We start from the raw sequence: 17,062 nt of genomic DNA, 5'->3' as shown, positions 1-17,062 counted from the left end.
CCGGAGCACCCGTGGATCTCCTCCCGCTGTCCGACGTCCGCCTGCTCGACGGCCCGTTCCGCGCCGCGCAGCAGACCGACCTCGCGTACCTGCTGCGCCACGACCCGCAGCGCCTGCTCGCGCCCTACCGCCGCGAGGCCGGGCTGCCGCCCGTCGCCGAGCCGTACGGGAACTGGGAGTCGAGCGGACTCGACGGGCACGTCGGCGGTCATGCGCTGTCGGCCGCCAGCCTCCTGTGGGCCGCGACGGGTGACGCACGCGCGGCCCGGTTCGCCGCCGACCTGGTCGACGGCCTCGCCACGTGCCAGGACGCGCGCGGCACCGGGTACGTCGGGGGCGTCCCGCAGGGCGTCGCGCTGTTCGAGCGGATCGCCGCGGGCGACCTGTCGGCCGACTCGTTCGGCCTCAACGGCGCGTGGGTGCCCTGGTACAACCTGCACAAGACCGTGGCCGGGCTGGTCGACGCCGCCCGGTACGCGCCCGCACCGACCGCGTCGCGTGCACGCGACGTCGCCGTGCGGTTCGCGGACTGGTGGCTGCCGCTCGCGGCCCGCCTCGACGACGACCAGTTTGCCGCGATGCTGCGCACCGAGTTCGGCGGCATGTGCGAGGCCTTCGCCGACCTCGCCGACCTCACCGGGCGGTCCGACCTGCGGGCCATGGCGGTCCGGTTCGCCGACCGCACGCTCCTCGACCCGCTGCTCGACGGCCGCGACGAGCTCGACGGGCTGCACGCCAACACGCAGATCGCGAAGGTCGTCGGCTGGGCCGCGCTCGCGGAGTCCGACCCCGACGGCGGCTGGGACCGTGCCGCGCGGGCGTTCGCCGACACCGTCGTGCGGCGGCGGTCGCTCGTCTTCGGCGGCGACTCGGTGTCCGAGCACTTCCACCCCGTCGACGACTTCCGCGGCGCGCTCACGTCGCCCGAGGGGCCGGAGTCGTGCAACACCGCGAACATGCTCGAGCTCGTCCGACGGCTCCTGCGCACGGACCTCGACCCCGCGCTGCTCGACTTCGCCGAGCGCGCGCTCGTCAACCACGTCCTGTCCGCGCAGCACCCCGACGGCGGGTTCGTGTACTTCACGTCCGCACGGCCCGACCACTACCGCGTCTACTCGCAGGCCGAGGTGGGGTTCTGGTGCTGCGTCGGCACAGGGCTCGAGACGTACGCCCGGCTCGGCGAGCTCGCGCTCGGCACGCAGCCCGCCACCGCCCGCGACGAGGGCGACGACCTGCTCGTCAACGTCGTCGTCCCCGTCCGGGCCACGTGGGCCGCACGCGGCGCCGTCGTGACGCTGACGAGCGACCTCCCCGACCTGTCGACCGGCGGGGAGGTGACGCTCCGGCTCGACCTCCCCGCGGCGCAGACCTTCACGGTGCACGTACGCCGCCCGTCCTGGGCGGTGGGCGACCTCGACCTCGCGGTCGGCGGCGTGCCCGTGCCCGTCGCGCCCGGACCCGGGCCGTACGTCGCGGTGCGCCGGACGTGGCATGACGGCGACGTGCTCTCGTGGCGGCTCGCCGCGCGCGTCGAGGCCGAGCGGCTGCCCGACGGCTCCGACTGGGTCGCCTTCCGGTACGGGGCCGTCGTCCTGGCCGCGCGCGGCGGCTCGGACGACCTGCCCGGCCTGCGCGCCGACGACTCCCGCATGGGTCACGTCGCGTCCGGACCGCTGCACGCGCTCGCGGGCACGCCCGTGGTCGCGTCGCACGCCGACGGTTCCGACCAGGTGCACGGCCCGCTCGACGGCATGACGTTCCGCCTCGGCACCGACCGCGGACCGCTCACGCTCGAGCCGTTCCACGCGCTCCACGACGCGCGCTACACGCTCTACTTCCCGCTCACCGTGCCGGGGACGACGGGGGAGCGGCGCGCCGCGCTCGCCGCCGCGGAGTCCGACGACCTGGCGCTCGCCGCCCGCACGGTCGACGACGTCGCGTGCGGCCGGCAGCAGCCCGAGGTCGAGCACGCGTTCGCCGGCGACGGCACGTGGACCGGCGCGACCGACGGCGTGCGGTGGCGGGCCGCCGACGGGTGGTTCGGCTACACGCTCGCCGACCCGGCGTCGGCGGCCGGCCTGCTGCGCGTGGCCTACCGCGGTGGCGACGTCGACGGTGCGGCGGACGTGGTGGTCGACGGCACCGTCGTCGGGACGGTCACCGCCGCGGCCGGTGCGGGGCTGCGCCACGTCGACCTCGACCTCGGCCCGACCGTGGGCACGCTCGACCGTGCGCGGCGGACCGTGCGCGTCCGGGCCGTCGCGGGCGGGTGCACGCCGCGGGTCGTCGGGCTGCGTCTCCTGAGCCACTGAGCTACTGAGCCGCCGAGCCGCCGAGCCGCTGAGCCGCCGAGCCCCTGCGCCGCCGAGCCCCTGAGCCGCTGCGTCCCCGAGCCGCCAAGCCGCCGAGCCGCCAAGCCGCCGAGCCGCCGGCCGGCCGGTCGGAACCCGGCGGAAGCGGCAAGAATCAGTCGCGCGGGTGACAACGTTCTCCATCCCGTCGTCCCTCAGGCGGACATCGGGACCCAGGACTGGTCACGCGAGGCCGTGACGGTGCCACGATGCCCCCATGACGACCGTCCCCGTGTCGCTCCACGCCCTGCTCACGACGCCGTTCACGCCCGCGCCGCCCGTCCGGTGGCGCCGTGCGCACTGGCAGCAGTGGGCCGACCGGATGGGCCCGGACTTCCGGCTGCCCGACGTCGACCACGAGGTCGACCGTCAGGACGCCGCCGCACTGGTGCACGAGGAGCTCGAGCGCGGCAGGACGGTGCCCGCGTTCGTCGCGGCGATGGTCTGGGCGTACGGACCGGCGAACGACGGCCCGTACCGCACCGCGACCGTCCTCGGAGGCCGTCGTCGGCCGACCGCGGTGCAGCCGGAGGTCGTCGCCGCGCTCGAGGACGCCGTCGGGACGGCCCGCGACGTGACCGCGCCCACCGCGAGCGTGCGCGCCGCGACTGCGCCCACGGCGGGCGCGGCGTCCGCCGCGACGGGGTCCGCGGTGCGCTCGACGCCCGCCGGGCACGGCGGCGTGGCGGGTGACGCCGCCCGGTCGGCGCACCGGCGGATCGTGGAGCACCGGCTGCACGGGCTCGCGCCGGCGGGCCTGACGGCGTGGCTGCACTTCGCGTCGGCGCGCCGCGACCCCTACGCGCCGCACGCGGTGCCCGTGCTTGACGACGACGTCCGGGGGTGGCTCGCGCGGGACGCGGACCTGCCGCTGCGCGACGGTCACCCCGACGACTACGGGCGGTACGTCGACCGGCTCGTCACGTGGGGCCGTCCGTTCGGGCGGACGCCCGTGCAGGTCGAGTCGTCGGTCCGGACGCTCGTCGCCGCGGCGGGCACCGGCTCCGACTCCTGACCGGCCGCCCGACCGCGGCGCTCGGCGTCGCGCCCGGCCACCCGACCGCGGCGCTCGGCGTCGCGCCAGGTCGTCAGCGACCCGCGGCGTCCGCGATGCGCTCGAGCTCCGCGACGTAGGCCGCCCACTCGTCGGCCGTCATCCCGGGCAGGTTGCTGTTGTCGACGCGCAGGCCCGCGGCCCCGTCGGCCTGCTCGCGCAGGATGTCGGCGTGCCCGGCGTGCCGCGCGAGGTCGCTCGTCACGTGCACGACCACGAGCCGCAGCGACACGGGGTTGCGGTGCTCGGGCCACCACGCGACGCGGCCCGGCGTGTCGAGCGGCGCGGACAGGACCAGCTCGTCGGCGAAGGCCCACACGCGGCGGTACAGGCCGACGATCTCGTCGACCGACTCGTCGGCCGTGGCGTACATGTCGAGGTTGGGCGTCGCCTCGTCGAGGTACCAGGCCAGCTCGGCCAGGCCCGGGAAGTCGCGGTCGAACGTCTCGCCGAAGTAGCCGATCTCGACGCCCGCGGCGTGCTTCACGAGGCCGAGCAGGTTGGTGCCCGTCGGGGTGCGGGGGAGGCGTACCTCGCGCTCGTCGAGCCCGTCGAGCTTCCAGACCAGCGCGTCGCGCGCGCTCTGGAGGTAGCGGTGCAGCACGGTGCGCTCGTCGTCCACGCGCCCAGGCTGGTGCGTGCCGCAGGTCACGGCAACTCGTCGCCGGTGTCGTTCGTTGGGGAGGCGGGCCGCGCCTAGGGTGCGGACCAGATCCCGCGCGCCGACGTCCCCGGCGTGCGCCCGCACGACCCGGGAGGAAGCCCCGTGGACCGTCTGGCCAGGCTGTCGCTCGCGAACCGCGCCGTCGTCGCGCTGATGACCGTCGCCGTCGCGGTGTTCGGGGTGGTGAGCCTCGGGTCGCTGCGTCAGGAGCTCATCCCGTCGTTGCAGATCCCGACCGCCGTCGTCCTCGGCGTGTACCCGGGGTCGGCGCCGCAGATCGTCGAGAACCAGGTCACCGTGCCGGTCGAGGCGGCGGCGAAGGGCGTCGACAAGGTCGAGGAGGTCACGTCGACGTCGTCGACCGGCCTGTCCGTCACGACCGTCGAGTTCACCTACGGCACCGACATGGACCTCGCGAGCCAGCAGCTCGCGAGCGCGGTCAACCGCATCCAGCGCCAGCTCCCGTCCGCGGTGGAGCCGCAGGTCGTCACGGGGTCGATCGACGACCTGCCGGTCATCCAGCTCGCGGTGTCGGGCGGGTCGTCGCAGGACGACCTCGCGGCGTTCGTCACGGACGTCCTGCAGCCGCGGCTCGAGCAGGTCGCCGACGTGCGCAGCGTCGCGGTCTCGGGCATCGCGGACCAGGAGGTGCTGGTCGACCTCGACGTCGCGGCGACGGCGGCGGCCGGGCTCTCGCCGGCCCAGGTGACGACCGTGCTGCAGGACAACGGCGTGGTGATCCCCGCGGGCACCGTCGCGGACGGCGACACCGAGCTGAGCGTGCAGATCGGCTCGCCGATCACGACCGTCGAGGACCTGGCCGCGCTCCCGCTCAGCAGCCCGACGGGCGACGTCGTGGCGCTCGGCGACATCGCGACCGTCGAGGCCGGGCCGGCCGCGCCGACGTCGTACTCGCGCCTCGACGGTGCGCCGTCGCTGGGTGTCGCCGTCACGAAGACGCCCGCGGGCAACACCGTCGAGGTGTCGCACGCGGTGCAGGACGTGCTGGACGACCTCGCCGAGCAGCTCGACGCCGACGGCGTGCGCGTCGCCGTCGTGTTCGACCAGGCGCCGTTCATCGAGGAGTCCATCGAGGGGCTCGCGACGGAGGGCCTGCTCGGCCTGCTGTTCGCCGTGATCGTGATCCTGCTGTTCCTCGCGTCGCTGCGCTCGACGCTCGTGTCCGCGATCTCGATCCCGCTGTCGCTGCTCGTCACGTTCGTCGTCATGAACGTCACCGGCTACACGCTCAACATCCTCACGCTCGGCGCGATGACGATCGCGATCGGCCGCGTCGTCGACGACTCGATCGTCGTCATCGAGAACATCAAACGACACCTCTCCTACGGGGAGGGCAAGCGCGAGGCGATCCTCACGGCGGTGCGCGAGGTCGGCGGCGCGATCACCGCCTCCACGGTGTCGACGGTCGCGGTGTTCCTGCCGATCGCGCTGGTCGGCGGCATGGTCGGCGAGCTGTTCCGGCCGTTCGCGCTCACCGTCGCGATCGCGATGGGCGCGTCGCTGCTCGTCGCGCTGAGCATCGTCCCCGTGCTCGCGTACTGGTTCATCAAGGCCCCGACAGGGAGCGTCGCCGACGCGGCCGAGGTCCGGGCGCAGGCCGAGGAGAAGGAGCGCCGCGGGGTCTGGCAGCGCGCCTACGTCCCGACGCTCGCCGCGTCGCTGCGCCACCCGGTGATCACGCTGCTGGTCGCGGTCGCCGTCCTCGGCGGCACGCTCGCGCTGGTCCCGCGTCTGGAGACGAACTTCATCGGCGACTCCGGGCAGGACACGCTGACCGTCACGCAGTCGTTCGAGCCCGGCACGACGCTCGCCGCGCAGGACGAGGCGGCGCGCGAGGTCGAGGGCTCGCTGCTCGCGCTCGACGACGTCGAGACCGTCCAGACGACCGTCGGCACGGCGGACGCCGCGACGGCCGCGTTCTTCGGCGGGGGAGCGACCCCGCAGGCGACGTTCGCGGTGACGCTCGACGCCGACGCCGACGGCGTGGCCGCGCAGGAGTCCGTCCGCGAGGCCGTCGAGGGGCTGTCGGAGGCGCCGTCCACGGGCATCACGGTGGCCGGCGGCGACTCCGGGTTCGGCAGCAGCACGGTCGACCTCGTCGTGCGGGCGACCGACACGGACGTCCTCGCCGACGCGGCGGCGCAGGTCGAGGAGGCCGTGCGCGACGTCGACGGCGCCGCCGAGGTGACGAACAACCTGGCGAGCGACCAGCGCGTCGTGCAGGTCGCCGTCGACCGCGACGCGGCCGCGGCGGTCGGCCTCACCGAGACCGCCGTCTCCGGCACGGTCGCCTCGCTCATGGCCCCGAGCCCCATCGGCACGGTGAACCTGGGCGACGGACCGGTCGACGTCGAGGTGGCCGTCGGTGACGCGCCGGCGACCGTCGCGGAGGTCGAGGCGCTCGTCGTGCCCACCGCCGCCGGGCCGGTGCCGCTCACGCAGGTCGCGAGCGTGCAGGAGGTCGAGGTCCCGACGTCGGTCACGCGCGTCGACGGCGAGCGCAGCGCGACCGTCTCCGTCAAGCCGTCGGGCCAGGACGTCGGCGCCCTCACGACGGCGCTGACCACCGAGGTCGACGGTCTCGACCTGCCGCCGGGCGCGACCGTCGAGGTCGGTGGTGTCGCCGCGGACCAGGCCGACGCGTTCGCGGACCTGGGCCTCGCGATGCTCGTCGCCATCGCGATCGTCTACCTCGTCATGGTCGCGACGTTCCGCAGCCTGGTGCAGCCGCTGATCCTGCTCGTGTCGGTGCCGTTCGCCGCGACAGGCGCGCTGATCGCGCTGCTCGTGACGTCGACGCCGCTCGGCGTGCCGGCGCTCATCGGCCTGCTCATGCTCATCGGCATCGTGGTGTCGAACGCGATCGTGCTCATCGACCTCATCAACCAGTACCGCGAGCGGGGCCGCCCGCTGGCGGACGCGGTGGCGGAGGGTGCGCGCAAGCGCCTGCGGCCCATCGTCATGACGGCCGCGGCGACGATCTTCGCGCTCACGCCCATGGCGATCGGGATCACGGGCGGCGGCTCGTTCATCTCCCAGCCGCTCGCGCTCGTCGTCATCGGCGGGCTGGTGAGCTCGACGCTGCTCACGCTCGTGGTGGTCCCGGTGCTGTACACGCTGTTCGAGCGGCGCGGTGAGCGGCGTCGGCTGCGGCGCGAGGCCGCCGAGGTGGCCGCGACCGGGCGGAGCGGCGAGCGCGCCACGGCCTGATGGGTGTGCGGGCGGGGCGGTTCGACCTGCGCCCCGCCGCGCGCACGGCCGACCGGCCGCCCGGGCCGGGCTCCGTCAGGCGTCGAGGCGCATCCGCCGCTGCGCGCCCTGCGTGCGCAGCACGAACCGGAACAGCGCGTCGACGTCGCTCTCGCGGATGTCGACGAACCGGCACCCGTACTGGGTGCCGCCGGTGCTGGTCCGCTGCGTGCGCAGGACCTCGGCGTCGAGCTTCACCGCGCCGCGGCCGGTCGGGAACTCGAACGCGACGCGGTCGTGCACCGCGAGCGTCGACGTCGTCGAGAGGCGCATGCCGTGCGCGCTGATGTCGACGACCACGAACGAGATCGGCCGGCCCGGACCGGCGCCGTCCGGGCCGGTCGCGACCCCGGTGCACAGCTGCAGCGTCCGGACGCGCGCGCCCTGCCGCTTCTGCAGCATCGAGACGAGCTCGAGGTCGACCAGGGCGACCGTCGACGCGCCCACGCGCGACACCGTCCCGACGTAGCGGACCTCGCCGCGCACCTCGTCGAGCACGAGCACCTGGACGTCGTCGCCGGGTCGCACCCCGCCCGGGACGACCCCGTGCTCGGCCGCGACCGTCATGGTCTCGCCGTCGAACGCCGCGACGTACCCCTCGACCACGGTGGCGCGGTCGCGCACCGTGAGCGCGCATCGTTCGAGGTCGTGCATGGTCGGTCCGTCCCGGTGGTGCTGGTCCTGGCGCCGGCCCGGTGACACGTGCCGACACCGACCCCATCGGCAGGGCCGACGACCCGCTGAGGGGTCCGCCGCGGGACCCCCCAGCCGGGTGACGTCACTCCCGGTGCGGCGAGTCCTCCACCCGTCCGGCGATCTTCTCGACGGCCTTCCGGTGCCCGCAGACGGGGGAGCGTCAGGCGACGCCGGCGGCGCGTGCCTGCCGCGCGGCCTCGCGCACGTCGCCGGTCCAGGGGTCCCCGTGCCCCGGCAGGATCGTGCGGACGCCCACCGGCAGCCGGTCGAGGGACGCGAGCGCTGTGTCCGCATCGGCGGTGCCTGCCCGCGCGACGACCCGTGGCCCCGTGCGTCCGGTGTACGGGTCGAGCGTGACCAGCGCGTCGCCTGTGAACAGCAGCCCGCGGTCCGGCAGGTCCAGCACGAGATGGCCGTCGGTGTGGCCGGGCGTGCGGATCGCGTGCGGACCGGCGGGCACGTCGAGGACGCCGTCGGTGTCGACCGGGTGCGTCGTCCGCACCCCGTGCACCCGCAGCGCTCCCTTCGCCGCCATCGCGGCGAGCACCGGGATGCTGCGCGGGTGGCGCACCGGGTACCAGGCCCGCGGCCGGCCGTGCGCGTAGCGGTAGGGGTGCGCGACGATCCGGGCGTCCGCCTCGTGCGCCCACACCTCGACGCCGAGGGTCGACACCGCGTGCCGCGCGAAGCCGACGTGGTCGAAGTGGCCGTGCGTGAGCACGAGCGCCTTCACGTCGCGCGGACCTGCGCCGAGCAGCCGGACGGCCTCGTCGAGCGCGAGCCACATCGCCGGGAGACCTGCGTCGACGAGCAGCACGCCGCCCGTGCCGCGCGCGACGTAGCACTCCGTGGCCGCCGCGTGCAGCCGGACGACGCCGTCCGCGACGAGGGTCACGTCGACACCGCTCACGACGGCAGGCTCCCCGGGTGGGGCACGGTCCGTCGGGCGTGCCGGTAGGCGGGCAGGCGCAGCGCAGCCGCCCAGCGGTAGGTCGCGAGGCCGCTCGGGCAGTCGAGCACGGGGTCGAACCGCACGTCGTCGTCGGTCGCGGCGCCGTCCGGGGGGTCGACCCGCAGCACGCCCCACCGGGACCACGGCCCCCGCAGCCGCGACGACAGCAGGAGGACGTCGATCCCGCCGTCGGGACGGGCGGAAGGGCGCGCGGCGATCACGACCGGTCCGTCGGGTGAGCGGAACGGCATGAGCGTCGTGAACGGACCGTCGACGACGCGGCGGCGCGGTGCGAGCACGAACCGGCTCAGCGTGCCCGTGCCGGTGCCCGACAGCAGCAGCGACTCGGTGCGCCCGTCGCGCTCCCACCGCACCGCGAGGCCGTGCACGTCGGGCCAAGGGCGAGGGAGTCCCACGGCGCGCGACAGCCGCACGACCGCGGGGCCGGCGAACGCCTCGACCGCCCCCGGCGCGTCGGGGTCGACGCCGATCCGCAGCGAGGCCCCCCGCACGATGCCCCGCGGGTGGAGGGGGCGACGCCCGGTCCGGCGCCCCGCGGCGCCCACAAGGCTCGCGAGGACGGCGCCGACGCCGTCGGAGAGCGTCGGCGCGCGGTGCCGCGTCGTGAGCGGGTCCGGTCGGGCGACGGCCGGACGTCGCGCCACGTCAGGCGCCGCCACCGCGCGCCTCACGGTTGCGGCGGCGGGAGCGCAACGCGATCACCGCGATGATCGCGAGCGTCGCCGCGATGATCCCGAGGATGGCGAACGTCTTGCCCTGCGTGAGCGGGCCGAGCTGGTCCTCGCCCGACTCCTGGTGCGGACCTGCCCCGCCCTCGCCGTACGTCTCGGTCGGCTTCGGGCTCGGGTCGGTCGTGCTGGGCGTCTCGTCGACCGACGGGAGCGTGCCGGGCTGCTCGACCGACGGGTCGTCGGTCGCGGCAAGCGACGCCTGCGCGGTGAGCCCCGTGAGCGCGAGCGCACCGACGAGCCCGAGGAGCAGCGCGGTCAGCGCCGCCGCGAGCGCGCGGACGTGCCGCGTCGGGACGCGGTGCGCGTGGGCGGTGCCGTGGGGGTGGGCGACGGGTCGCATGGCTCGACCTTCCGGTGTGCCGGGCCGCCCGCCTCCGGACGTGCCACCACCGTGCGGCGGGCCCGCGCGAGCCGCAACCGGGGGCGGCCTGCGCGGTCGGGGCGGCCGGTCCCGTCAGTCGAGCAGGAGCGACGCGAGCGCCGCACCCACGACGAGGCCCACACCCGCGAGCCACACGAGCGTCGGCAGCCGCTGCCAGAACGAGCGCCTCACCGCAGCACCACCTGGCCGTCCCGCACGTCGACGTCGACCTCCGGGAGCGGGCGCTGGGCGGGTCCGCGCACGACGTCGCCCGACCGCGCGTCGAACACGCTGCCATGGCACGGGCAGCGGATCTCGCCGTCCGCGACCTCGTCGACCAGGCAGCCCTGGTGCGTGCAGACCGCGCTGAAGCCCTCGACGTCGTCGCCGTCCCGGACGAGCACCACCTGGCGGTCGGTGAGGACGAGCCCGCCGCCGTCGGGGACGTCGGACAGCGCGGCGAGCACCGTGCCGTCCCTCGTGGTGCCGACCCCGCCCTCGGCGGCGTCCGGCTCGTCGTCCCCCTTGCCGTCCTCGCCGCCGTCCGCGTGGTCGCCGCGCCCGTCGTCCGGTGCCCGGTAGCCGCCGTCGTCGCCCTCCGCCGGCGCGAGCACGGACATGCCGACGAACCCGACGACACCCGCGGCGACGGTCACGCCGACGGCCTCGAGCACCTCGCGCCGCCGGAATCCCCCGGACGTCCCGTCCGTCACGCGCACCTCCCGCCGTCAGACCCGGGGCAGCCCGGGCTGGGTGAAGAACCACAGCGCCGACGAGAACCACACGACGACGAGCAGCGTCGCGACGGTGGCACCCAGCAGGGGCACCACGACGGACGGCAGCCGGGGGAGTCGCAGCGCCAGCATCTTCGCGGCGAACGCGCCGTAGAACAGGCACCCGGCGACGCTGTGCACCAGGACGCGCGCCGGTTCGTCCTCGAAGCCCAGCGACCACACGCACTGGAACGCGACGGGCAGCGTGAGCAGGAACGCGACGACGCCGCTCCACCGGTGCAGCAGCGCCACCCCGGCGGGCGCGCCTCCGCGGACGCCGGGCAGCCGGCCCCACATCGCGAGCGCGGACAGCACCTGCACGAGGACGAGCACGAGCGCGGCCGTGGTGAACCACGCCTTGAGCTGCAGCATCCCGCTGAACCACAGGGTCAGCAGCGTGGCGCCGTCGCCGGGGTGCGCGTCCGCGTAGGCGGCGAGCGCGGCGGCGACGCCCAGGCCCAGCGCGGTGACGCCCGCGAGCGACCACCGCCACGGCGCGGTGGCGGTCGGCGGGGAGGGTGGCGCCTGCGTCACGCCCATGCGGCCAGCGTCCCGGGCCGGGGCACCCGTGTCCAGACGTGAGCCGCCGGGACGCGACGACGGCCGCCCGGTGCGTCCGGACGGCCGTCGTGCGGTGCGCGTCGGTCAGCTCCTGTGGCCACCGAGCGGCGGGTTGGCGTTGTGCACGAGCTCGAGCGCCATCTGCGGGAACCACTGCCCGGCCGCGGGGTCGGCGTACCCGCGGACCGGGTCGATGCCGCCGTCGGGTGCCCAGCGCGTGCACTGGCCGTCGGACTCGCCGGGGATCTTGATCCACAGGTACGCGTCGACGTACGGGTCGCCGGTGCTGGTCGTCGGGCGCAGGCCGAGGCCGCGGTCCGGCGGGTTGCACCACACCTGCGGGTCGCCCTCGGGGTGGTCCGCCGGGGGCGTCCACGGGCCCTGGCCGTTGCGGCTGGTGTCGACGACGGCGTGCTTGAGCACCTCGGGCCCGGCCGGCGGGTTGGCGGCGTTCGTGACGTTGTCGACGTACCACTGGTCCGTCAGGCCCCACGTGCTGAAGTCGTTCGGGTCCGCGGGGTAGTACTGGCTCGCGCAGTAGTCGAAGTGGCCGAGCCGCCAGCCGCCCTCGGCGTCGTTCGTGCCGTACCAGAGGCACTGCGAGATCCAGCTCGCGAACTTCGCCTGCCGCTCGCTGAGCTCGTAGTTCGAGACGTTGAGGAAGAACCCGTCGGCCTTCTCGACGCCCGCCTTGTGCAGCCGGTCGGCGACGTCGCCGACGCCGAGCCACGCGGAGTGCGTGCCGTCGAGGTACAGGCGCACGTTCGGCAGCGCCGACAGCCGGTCGACGGCACCGTTGAGCTGCGCGAAGCGGTCGGACGCCGCCGTGGCCGGGTCCGCCTCGGCGGGCTGGCACCACTCGGTCGCGCCCGTGATGGACGTGTACCAGGGGATGATCCCGAGGCCGTCGGGCTCGAGCACGACGACGGCCTCGCTCTTGCCGATGCCCTTCGCGAGCCCGTCGATCCACGCGAGGTACGACGCCGTGTCGAGCGCGCCGCCCGCGGAGTACTGCGAGCAGTCCCGGTACGGCAGGTTGTAGGCGACGATCACCGGGACGGCGCGCTGCTGCTTGGCGCCCTTGACCGTCCTCTCGACGGACTTGCGCACCTCCTTGGGCGTGCCGCTCGTGAACCACACCGCCTGCGGGGTCGCGACCATCGTCGTGACGGCCTTCGCGTCCGCGTACCGGCGGTCCTTCACGAGCTGCTTGATCTGCGCGACGGCGCCCTCGTTGGGGGGCGGCGTGTAGAGCCGCGTCGTCGACGACGGGCCTCCGGGACCGGGGCGGCCGTGCGCCGTCGCGGGCGCGGCTGAGACCAGTGAGAGCGCTACCACGGCGGCGGCCGCGGCGAGCGCTGCGAGGGGCGAACGGGTGTGACGTGCCACGGAAGGCTCCTACGTCGTTGTCGGATGACCGGTGCCGTGCGCGGCGGAAGGGGGTGGACCGCCGTCCCAGGAGCATGACAATCCGGACGGACGAGGGCAAGGGCCCAGCGCGGGTGATCGTCGCGCCCACGGTCCGCCGCGGTCCGACGTGGTCCGACTCGATCGGGCGAGGGCCGAGGTGGTCGGTCCCGGTCCGACGCGGGCCCGGAGTGGCCGTGCGGGCGAGAAGGAGACCATCGTGCGCATGCCCGACGACGCACCGCGCACCTGGACCGTCGACGACCACCTCCGGGACGCCGACCCGGCGCACGTCGAGCTCTGGCACCGGGTGGTGGCGCTCGTCGAGGCGTGCGGGCCCGTGACGGTCCACGCGCACAGGACGACGGTGACGTTCGCGGAGCAGCGGCGCGGTTTCACCGGAGCCCGTCCGACGAGGCACGGCGTCGACGGCTTCCTCGACCTCCAGCGCCCCTCGGGCCGGACCGGCCGCGGTCGCGTGACGGCTGCGCAGCGGCTGCCCGCGGGCCGCACGACGACCCGTGCGGCGGCTGCCCACGGCCCGCACCGTGCGGCCGTCGTCCGCGGCGACGAGGTCAGCGCCGGGTGAGCGTCATCGGGACGTGCGGGATGCCGTCCTCGTCGTAGTCCTCGCCCGCGCGCGCGAACCCGAGGCGCCCGTACCACTCCTCGAGGTGCGCCTGGGCGTGCAGGTGGATCTCGGCGTCCGGCCGGCACAGGCCGATGCCGTGCTCGAGGAGTGCGCGCGCGACCCCGCGTCCGCGCGCCGCCGGCGCCGTCGCGACCCGGCCGATCGCGGGTGCGGTGCCGTGGGCCCCGAGGACGCGGATCGTGCCCAGCAGGTCCCCGTCGTCGTGCGCCCAGACGAGGAGGGTGTCGTCCAGCAGGTCACGGCCGTCGAGGTCGGGGTAGGCGCAGGCCTGCTCGACGACGAACACGTCGACGCGCAGGCGCAGCAGCGCGTAGAGCTCCGCGGCGGAGACGTCGACGGGGGTGCGGGTCTCGATGGTCACGGCCACCGGGTCAGGGTAGGCGCCGCCCGCCGTAGGGTGACGGCGTGCACCTCCACCGCGACCCGTGGCTCGTCGTGGTCGTCGCCGTCGGCGGTGCGGTCGGCACGCTCGCCCGGTACGGGCTGTCCCACGCGGTGCCGGACCGGGGTGGCGTCCCCGTCGCGACCCTCGTCGAGAACCTGGTCGGCGCGTTCCTGCTCGGGCTGCTGCTCGAGGCGCTCGCGCGGTCCGGCCCGGACACCGGGCGTCGCCGGGTCGCGCGGCTGGGGCTGGGCACGGGCGTCCTTGGGGGCTTCACCACCTACTCGACGTTCGCGCTCGAGGTCGCCGACCGGCTCGCCGACGGGCGGACCGGGCTCGCCCTCGCCTACGCGCTCGGGAGCGTCGTGCTCGGCGTCGCGGCGTGCACGGGCGGCGTGCTGGTCGGTGCGCGACGTCACCGGGAGGTGGCCGCGTGACGCTGCTGCTCGTCGCGCTGGCCGGCGGCCTCGGTGCCGCGCTGCGCTTCGGCGTCGACGGGGAGATCCGGGCCCGCGTGCCGCGGCACCTGCCGGTGTCGACCATCGTGGTCAACGTGACCGGGTCGGCGGTGCTGGGCGCGCTCGCGGCGGCGCACGTGCAGGGTCTGCTCCCCGCGACGGTGTACGTCGCGGCGGCCACCGGGTTCTGCGGCGGCTACACCACGTTCTCGACGTCGATGTTCGAGACGGTGCGGCTCGCGCAGGCCGGCGCCTACCGCCTCGCGGTCGGCAACGCCGCGCTCACGCTCGTGCTCGCCGTCGCGGCTGCCGCCGTCGGCTACGGGGTGGTGTCCGCCGTCGGGTGAGGCGTCTCGCCCCCGGCGGCGTGCGTCGCGGCAGCGGGCGGCCCGGCGGGCGCAGGGCCGGCAGGCGCGGGGCCGGCGGGCGCGACCGCCCAGGGCGGACCCCCAGGGCCCACGGGACCGGGCCGCGGACCGCGGCGCCGGCGCCGCCAACGGACGGCCGCGACCACACCCGCGGTGACCGCCCCCGTGAACGCCAGCCACGGCAGCAGGACGCCGAGCACGACGAGCAGGCCGCGCAGCGTCACCACGAACGCCTGCCAGCCGACGGCCAGGCCCCCGAGGAACGACGTGGGTCCCGGGGACGCGGCGGGCACGGCACCCGGCCCGACGAGCTCGACCGTGAGCGTCGACAGCGCGACCGCGTCGGCGAGGCGTGCACGCTGCGACTGGAGCTCCTCGAGCCGCGTCTGCCGCTCGGTCAGCGCGTCCTCCGCGGCGACGACGTCCTCGGTGGTCGTGGTGCGGGCGAGGAGGTCGGACATCCGGGTGACCGACAGCTCGAGCCCGCGGATGCGCGCGTCGAGGTCCTGCGCGGCGGCGGTGACGTCCTGCGCGTCGAGGTCGATCTCGTCGATCCGGCCGAGCTCCCGCAGCGCGTCGACGGTGGCCGACACCTCGTCCGCGGGCACGCGGATCGTCAGCGCCGCGGAGCCCGCCCGCTCCTGCGACGCCGCGTGCTCGGACCGGGAGTCGACCCGCCCGCCGCTGCGCTCCGCGAGGTCGACGACCGCGTCCGCGGCGGTGCGCGGGTCCTCGACCGTGAGCCGCAGGACCCCGGTCTGCACGACCTGCCGCTCGCTCTCCGCGGCGTCGGCGTCGCCCGGTCCCACGTCGCCCGGTGCCGCGACGCCCCCGTCGGCGGCAGCCCCGTCACCGCCCGCGGACCCGACCTCGGACTGCGCGCCGTCGGCGGCCTGGTCGCCGGCGCCGCCGCCCGAGCAGGCGGTCAGCAGCGCGGCGGCGGTCGCGACCGAGGCGGCGAGGACGGCCCAGCGGCGAGGGGAGCGTCGGTCCATGGTGGCGGTCATGGCGGCGACGCTAGGGCGCCACGGCGGGCAGCGGGGACGGGGTGTCCCGATCGTGACGCGACGGCCCGGATGTGGCCGGATCGTGACGTGCTCGTCACCGGATCGGGGCCCTGACCTGTGCAAGGAAGGGCACGGCTCTCACACCGGCGTGTCGGTCCGGCAGGCCTCACAGGGCGTAGGCGCGCGACGTCCACAGGTGGATCGCCGCGTAGGCGCGCCAGGGGCGCCAGTGCGCGGACGCGGCCTCGACGGCAGCCGTCGAGTCGACGCCGAGCGCGCGCCGCAGCACGACGTCCCCCGCGGGCAGCGCGTCCCGGTCGGCCAGGACCCGCAGCGCGAGGTACTCGACGGTCCAGGGGCCGATCCCGGGGAGTGCGAGCAGCCGACGACGGGCCTCGACCGGGTCGGCGCCGGGGCGCAGGTCGAGCCCGTGGGCGAACGCGTCCGCGACCGCGCGCAGCGACCGCGCCCTGGCGTGCGTGATCCGGACGGTGGACTGGATCTCCGTCGGGTCGACGTCGGCCAGGTCGTCCGGCCGCGGGAACGCGAGCAGACCGTCAGGGCCCGGACGCCCCCACGCGGCGGCGAGCCGCCCGCCGAACGTCCGGGCCGCGGCCAGCGACACCTGCTGCCCGAGCACGGTCGTCACGGTCGCCTCGAAGCCGTCGAGGTGGCCGAGGACCCGCAGGTGCGGCCGCCGGCGCGCGAGCGGTCCGACGACGGCGTCGTGCGCGAGGACGTCCGCGACCGCGTCGACGTCGTCGTCCAGGCCGAACCACCGACGGGCGACCTCGTCGAGCACCGCCGTCGGGGCGTCGCCGCGCACGACCACCTGGCCGTCGTGCAGGTCGGCCGCGACCGGCACGAGCCGCGGGCCGACGGGGACGAGTCGTCGGACCGTGCTGCCGTCGACGGTCTCGACGCCCGGGACGGCGTGGGCCCGCAGGGATGCGAGGAGGGGCGCGGGGTCGACCGCGGCGTGCACGGTCCACGCGTGCGGCGGCCCCAGTGGCGGCAAAGCGGTCACCGCGTGACTGTAGAAGAGAGCACCGACATGTGGTCGAGTGCTGCTGGACGTCCGTCTGAGGTGCGCGCCACGCCAAGCAGTGGTCAAATGGTCTCAGCCGATCCTCCGACGCAGCCGGGGTTCGGCCATCTGCGGATCACGACCGCGAGTCGAGGGCCCAGGCGAGAGCAGGGCCGCCCGTCAGGGTTCAGGAGTGCGCCACGCCTCGTGCCGGCGAGACGCCTCTCGAGCGCCCCGCCCCCGTACGTCGGGGGCGGGGCGCCTGCTTGTCGGCACCCCGGCACGACCTGCCCGGCGCCGTCCGCCCGGCACCATCCGCGCGGCGCC

At 75.8% G+C, this 17,062-nt stretch carries 17 protein-coding genes; 6 read left to right on the top strand and 11 right to left on the bottom strand.

Going from position 1 to position 17,062, the window contains the following annotated elements:
* The first annotated feature begins 11 nt into the window (after positions 1–11).
* Both GXP71_RS10270 and GXP71_RS10265 read left to right on the top strand, forming a co-directional pair.
* Complete coding sequence (locus GXP71_RS10270; protein ID WP_162352576.1) at positions 12–2,312, top strand: beta-L-arabinofuranosidase domain-containing protein; 2,301 nt, start codon at positions 12–14, stop codon at positions 2,310–2,312.
* 256 nt (positions 2,313–2,568) lie between these two features.
* A complete protein-coding gene (locus GXP71_RS10265; protein WP_162352575.1) occupies positions 2,569–3,366 on the top strand; it encodes a hypothetical protein in 798 nt (265 codons plus the stop codon).
* Between the two features lie 73 nt (positions 3,367–3,439).
* On the opposite strand, the gene GXP71_RS10260 is transcribed toward GXP71_RS10265, so the two are convergent.
* The gene (locus tag GXP71_RS10260; RefSeq protein WP_162352574.1) at positions 3,440–4,027 is read right to left on the bottom strand and encodes a DinB family protein; all 588 of its coding nucleotides are present in this window, start codon (positions 4,025–4,027) and stop codon (positions 3,440–3,442) included.
* A gap of 144 nt (positions 4,028–4,171) precedes the next feature.
* Between GXP71_RS10260 and GXP71_RS10255 the strand changes: the two genes are divergently transcribed.
* Complete coding sequence (locus tag GXP71_RS10255; RefSeq protein ID WP_162352573.1) at positions 4,172–7,300, top strand: efflux RND transporter permease subunit; 3,129 nt, start codon at positions 4,172–4,174, stop codon at positions 7,298–7,300.
* Positions 7,301–7,375: 75 nt separating this feature from the next.
* Here the strand turns inward: GXP71_RS10255 and GXP71_RS10250 are convergent, their stop codons facing one another.
* The 7 genes from GXP71_RS10250 to GXP71_RS10220 all read right to left on the bottom strand — a co-directional run bounded on the left by GXP71_RS10250 (position 7,376) and on the right by GXP71_RS10220 (position 12,823).
* Complete coding sequence (locus GXP71_RS10250; RefSeq protein ID WP_162352572.1) at positions 7,376–7,993, bottom strand: PilZ domain-containing protein; 618 nt, start codon at positions 7,991–7,993, stop codon at positions 7,376–7,378.
* Between the two features lie 202 nt (positions 7,994–8,195).
* The gene (locus tag GXP71_RS10245) at positions 8,196–8,945 is read right to left on the bottom strand and encodes an MBL fold metallo-hydrolase (RefSeq protein ID WP_162352571.1); all 750 of its coding nucleotides are present in this window, start codon (positions 8,943–8,945) and stop codon (positions 8,196–8,198) included.
* On the bottom strand, positions 8,942–9,499 hold the full coding sequence (locus tag GXP71_RS10240; RefSeq protein WP_162352570.1) for a hypothetical protein: 558 nt from the start codon (positions 9,497–9,499) through the stop codon (positions 8,942–8,944). The genes GXP71_RS10245 and GXP71_RS10240 overlap by 4 nt, the downstream gene beginning before the upstream one ends.
* A gap of 154 nt (positions 9,500–9,653) precedes the next feature.
* Entirely contained in the window at positions 9,654–10,079 is a 426-nt protein-coding gene (locus GXP71_RS10235) for a hypothetical protein (protein WP_162352569.1), read from the bottom strand.
* Positions 10,080–10,288: 209 nt separating this feature from the next.
* The gene (locus GXP71_RS10230) at positions 10,289–10,813 is read right to left on the bottom strand and encodes a ubiquinol-cytochrome c reductase iron-sulfur subunit (RefSeq protein ID WP_238402371.1); all 525 of its coding nucleotides are present in this window, start codon (positions 10,811–10,813) and stop codon (positions 10,289–10,291) included.
* A gap of 15 nt (positions 10,814–10,828) precedes the next feature.
* Positions 10,829–11,413: a DUF6529 family protein gene (locus GXP71_RS10225; RefSeq protein WP_162352568.1), complete on the bottom strand. Its 585-nt coding sequence runs from the start codon at positions 11,411–11,413 to the stop codon at positions 10,829–10,831.
* A gap of 105 nt (positions 11,414–11,518) precedes the next feature.
* Entirely contained in the window at positions 11,519–12,823 is a 1,305-nt protein-coding gene (locus GXP71_RS10220) for a glycoside hydrolase family 6 protein (protein WP_162352567.1), read from the bottom strand.
* 244 nt (positions 12,824–13,067) lie between these two features.
* On the opposite strand from GXP71_RS10220, the gene GXP71_RS20140 reads away from it, so the two are divergent.
* Positions 13,068–13,430 carry a hypothetical protein gene (locus GXP71_RS20140; protein WP_202924234.1) on the top strand — a complete coding sequence of 121 codons (363 nt, stop codon included), beginning with the start codon at positions 13,068–13,070 and terminating at the stop codon, positions 13,428–13,430.
* Here the strand turns inward: GXP71_RS20140 and GXP71_RS10210 are convergent.
* Positions 13,417–13,860 carry a GNAT family N-acetyltransferase gene (locus tag GXP71_RS10210; protein WP_162352566.1) on the bottom strand — a complete coding sequence of 148 codons (444 nt, stop codon included), beginning with the start codon at positions 13,858–13,860 and terminating at the stop codon, positions 13,417–13,419. The genes GXP71_RS20140 and GXP71_RS10210 overlap by 14 nt on opposite strands.
* 38 nt (positions 13,861–13,898) lie before the next feature.
* Between GXP71_RS10210 and GXP71_RS10205 the strand changes: the two genes are divergently transcribed.
* Both GXP71_RS10205 and GXP71_RS10200 read left to right on the top strand, forming a co-directional pair.
* On the top strand, positions 13,899–14,312 hold the full coding sequence (locus tag GXP71_RS10205; protein ID WP_162352565.1) for a CrcB family protein: 414 nt from the start codon (positions 13,899–13,901) through the stop codon (positions 14,310–14,312).
* On the top strand, positions 14,309–14,680 hold the full coding sequence (locus tag GXP71_RS10200) for a CrcB family protein (RefSeq protein WP_162352564.1): 372 nt from the start codon (positions 14,309–14,311) through the stop codon (positions 14,678–14,680). Before GXP71_RS10205 ends, GXP71_RS10200 begins: the two co-directional genes overlap by 4 nt.
* Here the strand turns inward: GXP71_RS10200 and GXP71_RS10195 are convergent.
* Both GXP71_RS10195 and GXP71_RS10190 read right to left on the bottom strand, forming a co-directional pair.
* Positions 14,653–15,708, bottom strand: a complete 1,056-nt coding sequence (locus GXP71_RS10195) for a DUF4349 domain-containing protein (protein WP_162352563.1) — start codon at positions 15,706–15,708, stop codon at positions 14,653–14,655. The two genes, GXP71_RS10200 and GXP71_RS10195, sit on opposite strands and share 28 nt — an antisense overlap.
* Before the next feature lie 166 nt (positions 15,709–15,874).
* Complete coding sequence (locus GXP71_RS10190; RefSeq protein ID WP_238402370.1) at positions 15,875–16,735, bottom strand: DNA-3-methyladenine glycosylase; 861 nt, start codon at positions 16,733–16,735, stop codon at positions 15,875–15,877.
* Positions 16,736–17,062: the final 327 nt, after the last annotated feature.

Source organism: Cellulomonas sp. H30R-01, assembly GCF_010119915.1.
Taxonomy (GTDB): domain Bacteria; phylum Actinomycetota; class Actinomycetes; order Actinomycetales; family Cellulomonadaceae; genus Cellulomonas; species Cellulomonas algicola.
This window is presented reverse-complemented; position numbering and strand designations above follow the sequence as displayed.

What these genes read in the sequence shown, in the direction of transcription:
- GXP71_RS10265 (WP_162352575.1), top strand. Translation starts at nt 2,569, where the DNA reads ATGACGACCGTCCCCGTGTCGCTCCACGCCCTGCTCACGACGCCGTTC.
- GXP71_RS10250 (WP_162352572.1), bottom strand. Translation starts at nt 7,993, where the DNA reads ATGCACGACCTCGAACGATGCGCGCTCACGGTGCGCGACCGCGCCACC.
- GXP71_RS10235 (WP_162352569.1), bottom strand. Translation starts at nt 10,079, where the DNA reads ATGCGACCCGTCGCCCACCCCCACGGCACCGCCCACGCGCACCGCGTC.
- GXP71_RS10225 (WP_162352568.1), bottom strand. Translation starts at nt 11,413, where the DNA reads ATGGGCGTGACGCAGGCGCCACCCTCCCCGCCGACCGCCACCGCGCCG.
- GXP71_RS20140 (WP_202924234.1), top strand. Translation starts at nt 13,068, where the DNA reads ATGCCCGACGACGCACCGCGCACCTGGACCGTCGACGACCACCTCCGG.
- GXP71_RS10195 (WP_162352563.1), bottom strand. Translation starts at nt 15,708, where the DNA reads ATGACCGCCACCATGGACCGACGCTCCCCTCGCCGCTGGGCCGTCCTC.